This window comes from Janthinobacterium sp. KBS0711 (assembly GCF_000988085.1).
GTDB classification, from domain to species: Bacteria; Pseudomonadota; Gammaproteobacteria; order Burkholderiales; family Burkholderiaceae_D; genus Janthinobacterium; species Janthinobacterium lividum_E.
Genome location: NZ_LBCO01000013.1, coordinates 1 through 4,149, shown reverse-complemented (window position 1 = coordinate 4,149; position 4,149 = coordinate 1). Strand labels below are relative to the sequence as shown.

General features: G+C 56.8%; 5 protein-coding genes and 1 rRNA gene. All 6 read left to right on the top strand.

The window, feature by feature from the left end; all coding sequences use genetic code 11:
• The first annotated feature begins 87 nt into the window (after window positions 1–87).
• The 6 genes from rrf (at window position 88) to VM94_RS08710 (ending at window position 4,010) form a co-directional block, all read left to right on the top strand.
• Window positions 88–200: ribosomal RNA gene (rrf, locus tag VM94_RS08735) — 5S ribosomal RNA — on the top strand.
• 250 nt (window positions 201–450) lie between these two features.
• Window positions 451–1,239 (top strand): transporter substrate-binding domain-containing protein, encoded by a 789-nt coding sequence (locus VM94_RS08730; protein ID WP_046683161.1) that lies wholly within the window; start codon window positions 451–453, stop codon window positions 1,237–1,239.
• Window positions 1,240–1,254: 15 nt separating this feature from the next.
• On the top strand, window positions 1,255–1,923 hold the full coding sequence (locus tag VM94_RS08725) for an amino acid ABC transporter permease (RefSeq protein ID WP_046683160.1): 669 nt from the start codon (window positions 1,255–1,257) through the stop codon (window positions 1,921–1,923).
• Window positions 1,920–2,570 (top strand): amino acid ABC transporter permease, encoded by a 651-nt coding sequence (locus VM94_RS08720; protein ID WP_046683159.1) that lies wholly within the window; start codon window positions 1,920–1,922, stop codon window positions 2,568–2,570. The genes VM94_RS08725 and VM94_RS08720 overlap by 4 nt, the downstream gene beginning before the upstream one ends.
• Window positions 2,557–3,285, top strand: coding sequence for an amino acid ABC transporter ATP-binding protein (locus VM94_RS08715; RefSeq protein ID WP_046683158.1), 729 nt, complete (start codon window positions 2,557–2,559; stop codon window positions 3,283–3,285). Before VM94_RS08720 ends, VM94_RS08715 begins: the two co-directional genes overlap by 14 nt.
• 26 nt (window positions 3,286–3,311) lie before the next feature.
• A complete protein-coding gene (locus tag VM94_RS08710) occupies window positions 3,312–4,010 on the top strand; it encodes a GntR family transcriptional regulator (RefSeq protein ID WP_046683157.1) in 699 nt (232 codons plus the stop codon).
• Window positions 4,011–4,149 lie beyond the last annotated feature (139 nt).

Below are 4,149 nucleotides of genomic sequence, written 5' to 3'. Positions count from 1 at the left end.
GATACTACCAGTCATTACCCCAATCTTTGCTTCTTCCAGATTCAGGCTTTGTCGCTCCACCGAGGACAAACGCCAGTACAAGTTATGCCTGATGACCATAGCAAGTTGGTCCCACCCCTTCCCATCCCGAACAGGACCGTGAAACAACTTTGCGCCGATGATAGTGCTGCAACCAGTGTGAAAGTAGGTTATCGTCAGGCTTGTTATTCGCAGTAGAGAAAAACCCGTCAAGCAATTGGCGGGTTTTTTTTCGTCTGGGGGTTTGTCGCGGTGCACCCGATTCGTGCATGGTGTAGTGCAGAAAGTCAGGCACTGCTCAAAAACTATGCAGAAATAGGGGCTTTGCAGATCGTATGCAGGCTTTGTATGCAGGCACGGAAACTGCTCAAGGATTATGGCGCGCTGTTCATCACGGGATAGCACGCTCCATCCCACCTTGAGGAGTTGTCCATGAACCGTCGTTCGATCCTGTTGTCGCTGATCTTGTCCGCCACCGCACTTGCTGCACCGCTGACCCATGCCGAGGCGCTCAACGATATTCTCAAGGCCAAGGTCTTGCGCGTGGCCGTGCCCCAGGATTTTCCGCCTTTCGGATCGGTCGGCCCTGACATGAAACCCGTTGGCTACGACATTGACGTGGCCGCACTGCTGGCCAAAGGCCTGGGTGTCAAGCTGGAACTGGTGCCCGTGACCAGCGCCAATCGCATTCCTTACCTCAATACCAAAAAAGTCGACCTGGTCATTTCCAGTCTCGGTAAAAACCCGGAGCGTGAAAAAGTCATCGATTTCAGCGCAGCGTATGCGCCATTCTTCAGCGGCGTGTTCGGTGGTGCGGATCAGGCGATCAGCAAGGCCGAGCAACTGGCAGGTAAAACAGTGGGCGTCACCCGCGGCGCCGTGGAAGATCTTGAGCTGAGCAAGATTGCGCCGGCCAATACCACCATCAAGCGTTTTGAAGATAATAATGCGACCATTTCCGCTTTCCTGTCCGGCCAAGTGCCCTTGATTGCCACTGGCAACGTGGTGGCTGGCGCAATTGTCGAAAAACAGCCTGCCAAAAAACTCGAATTCAAATTCTTTATCAAGAATTCTCCCTGCTACGTCGGCATCAATAAAAACGAACCGAAGTTGCTGGCGCAAATCAATGCCATCCTGGCCAAGTCGAAAGAAGACGGCAGCCTCAATACCATCGCCCAGAAATGGCTGAAAACAACGCGCCCTGTCACCGCCCTGCTGTAACGGGTCAAGCGCGCCATGGCATACACTTTTGATTTCAGCAGTATCTGGGAATACCGCGAGTATCTGTACAACGGCGTAATCGGCACCTTGCGCCTGACACTCGTTGGCACCGTGCTGGGTGTCGCCATCGGTATTCTTGGCGCCATCTCGCGCGCCTGGAAACTGCCCGTGCTGTTCCCGGTCTACACCGTGTATGTGGAGCTGATCCGCAACACGCCGTTCATCGTGCAGCTGTTCTTTGTCTTCTTCGGCTTGCCCAGCCTCGGCATTCATTTGAGCGAGTGGCAGGCGGCAACGATTGCGATGGTGCTCAACCTGGGCGCCTATAGCACCGAGATCATCCGCGCCGGCGTGGAGTCTGTGCCGAAAGGCCATATCGAGGCCGCGTCGGCGCTGGCGATGTCGCGCTTCCAGATTTTTCGCTGCGTGATTCTGCGCCAGGCCTTGCTCAAGATGTGGCCAGCCTTGTCGAGCCAGATCGTGATCGTGATGCTGGGATCGTCCGTATGTTCGCAAATTTCGGCCGAAGAGCTGACTTTTGGCGCCGGCTTCATTACCTCGCGTAACTTCCGTTCCTTCGAAGTGTATTTCGTCGTCACCATCATGTACTTTTTGCTGGCGGTCGGCGTGCGCCGCGCGCTCGTCCTGTTTGGCCGCTACGTGCTTGCGAGGAGAGCGACATGAGCGATTTTTCCCTGTGGGACATCATTCGCAACTTGCTGCTGGCGGGGCGCTGGACGGTATTGCTGTCCTTGATCGCCTTTGTTTGCGGTGGCCTGGTTGGCATCGCGATACTGATGATGCGCACCTCAAGCTCGCGGCTGCTGCGCCGGTTTGCTGTCATGTACATCGAGTTGTTCCAGGGCACGCCGCTGCTGATGCAATTGTTCCTGCTGTTCTTTGGCCTGTCGCTGAGCGGCATGCAAGTGTCGCCCTGGCTTGCTGCCAGCGTGGCCCTGACCTTGTTTACCAGCGCCTACCTGGCGGAAATCTGGCGCGGTTGCGTCGAGGCGATTCCCCGCGGCCAGTGGGAAGCGTCTGCCAGCACGGCAATGACGTATATGGAGCAGATGCGCCATGTGATCTTGCCGCAGGCGCTGCGCATCGCCGTCGCACCGACGGTCGGTTTTTCCGTGCAGGTCGTGAAAGCGACGGCGGTCACGTCCATTATCGGTTTTGTCGAGCTGACCAAGGCCGGCTCGATGATCAGCAATGCTACGTTTGCGCCCTTCACCGTGTATGGCCTGATCGCCCTGATGTATTTTTGCCTGTGTTTCCCGCTTTCGCTATATGCCCGCCGCCTGGAAAGGAAAATCAATGTCTCTCGTTAGCATCAATGGATTGCACAAGCGCTTTGGTGCGCATCACGTCCTCAAGGGCATCGACTTGCGCGTCAAGGAAGGCCAAGTGACGGCAGTGATCGGACGCAGCGGTTCGGGCAAGAGTACCTTGCTGCGTTCGATTAATGGACTGGAAAGTTTCGACGAAGGCTCGCTCGACGTCGATGGTGTGAGGGTCACCGTCGGCCAGACCGATTTGCGCCAGTTGCGCCTGAAAGTCGGCATGGTGTTCCAGCAGTTCAATTTGTATCCGCATCTGACGGCCGGACAGAATGTGATGCTGGCGCCGACCGTGGTCAAAAAAATCGGCAAGCAGCAAGCAGAGGCGCTGGCGCGCGATGCGCTGGCAAAAGTCGGCCTTGCCGATCGCTTTGGCTCGTTTCCAGACCAGTTGTCGGGCGGCCAGCAGCAGCGTGTGGCAATCGCCCGGGCACTGGCGATGCAGCCGAAAATACTGTTGTGCGATGAAATCACCTCGGCGCTCGACCCGGAACTGGTGAACGAAGTGCTGGCCGTGGTGCGCAAGCTGGCCGAGGATGGCATGACCTTGATCATGGTCACGCATGAAATGCGCTTCGCACGTGAGGTGGGCGATCAACTGGTCTTCATGCACCAGGGAAAAATCCATGAGCAAGGTGATCCGAAGACCCTGTTTGCCGCGCCGTCGACACCGGAACTGGCCAGTTTCATCAGTTCGGTTTCCTGATCATCTTTGCCAAAGCCAGATCCCGCATGCTTGAATACACCACAGCAGTTGTTCCCAACTCTTCGGAAGAGATTGCCGCTGATATTGCGGCGGCGATTATCGAACGCCGCTTGCCCTCTGGCACCAAGCTCAAGGAAGAGGCCCTGGCCCGTGTGTATTCGGTCAGTCGCACCAAGATCCGTGCGGCCTTGCTGATGCTGTCGAAGGATGAGCTCATCGAGATCATTCCGGAAAAGGGCGCATGCGTGTGCAAGCTCAGTGAACGCGAGGCGCGCGAAATCTTTGCCGTGCGCCGCACGCTTGAGGCCGGCCTGGCGCGTGATTTCGTGGCCATGGCCAAGGCCGATGATTATCGCCGCATCGATGCCCACCTTGCGCTGGAGCGCCAGGCCCTGGCACAAAACGATCTGCCGCTGCGCGCCAGGTTGCTGGGTGATTTTCACACCTTGCTGGCCGATATCGTTGGTAATCTGGTGTTGAAGGAAATCTTGCGCAAACTGACGGCGCGGACCTCGCTCATCGCCATACACCAGCAGTCCAGCGAAGACGCCAGTTGCTCATCGGATGAGCATGCGCTGTTCATCGAGGAGGCCAAGGCTGGCAATGCCGACGCTGCAGTCGACATCATGCTGCATCATCTCGACCAGGTGCTCAAGGCGCTGCATGTTGATGCCACGGAGTCTGTCGACAAGAAAGACCTGGTCAAAGCCCTGCTGGCCGCCTGAACAAAAACACGGATAGCGATTGAAAGCCCTTGCCAAGACTGGCGGGGCTTTGCTATAGTTCGCCTCCCCAATGAGACGCAGTCACTGCGGCACTTGAGGATCACCGGAAACGGCGATGAGTAGTAAAAGAAGGAGTTGA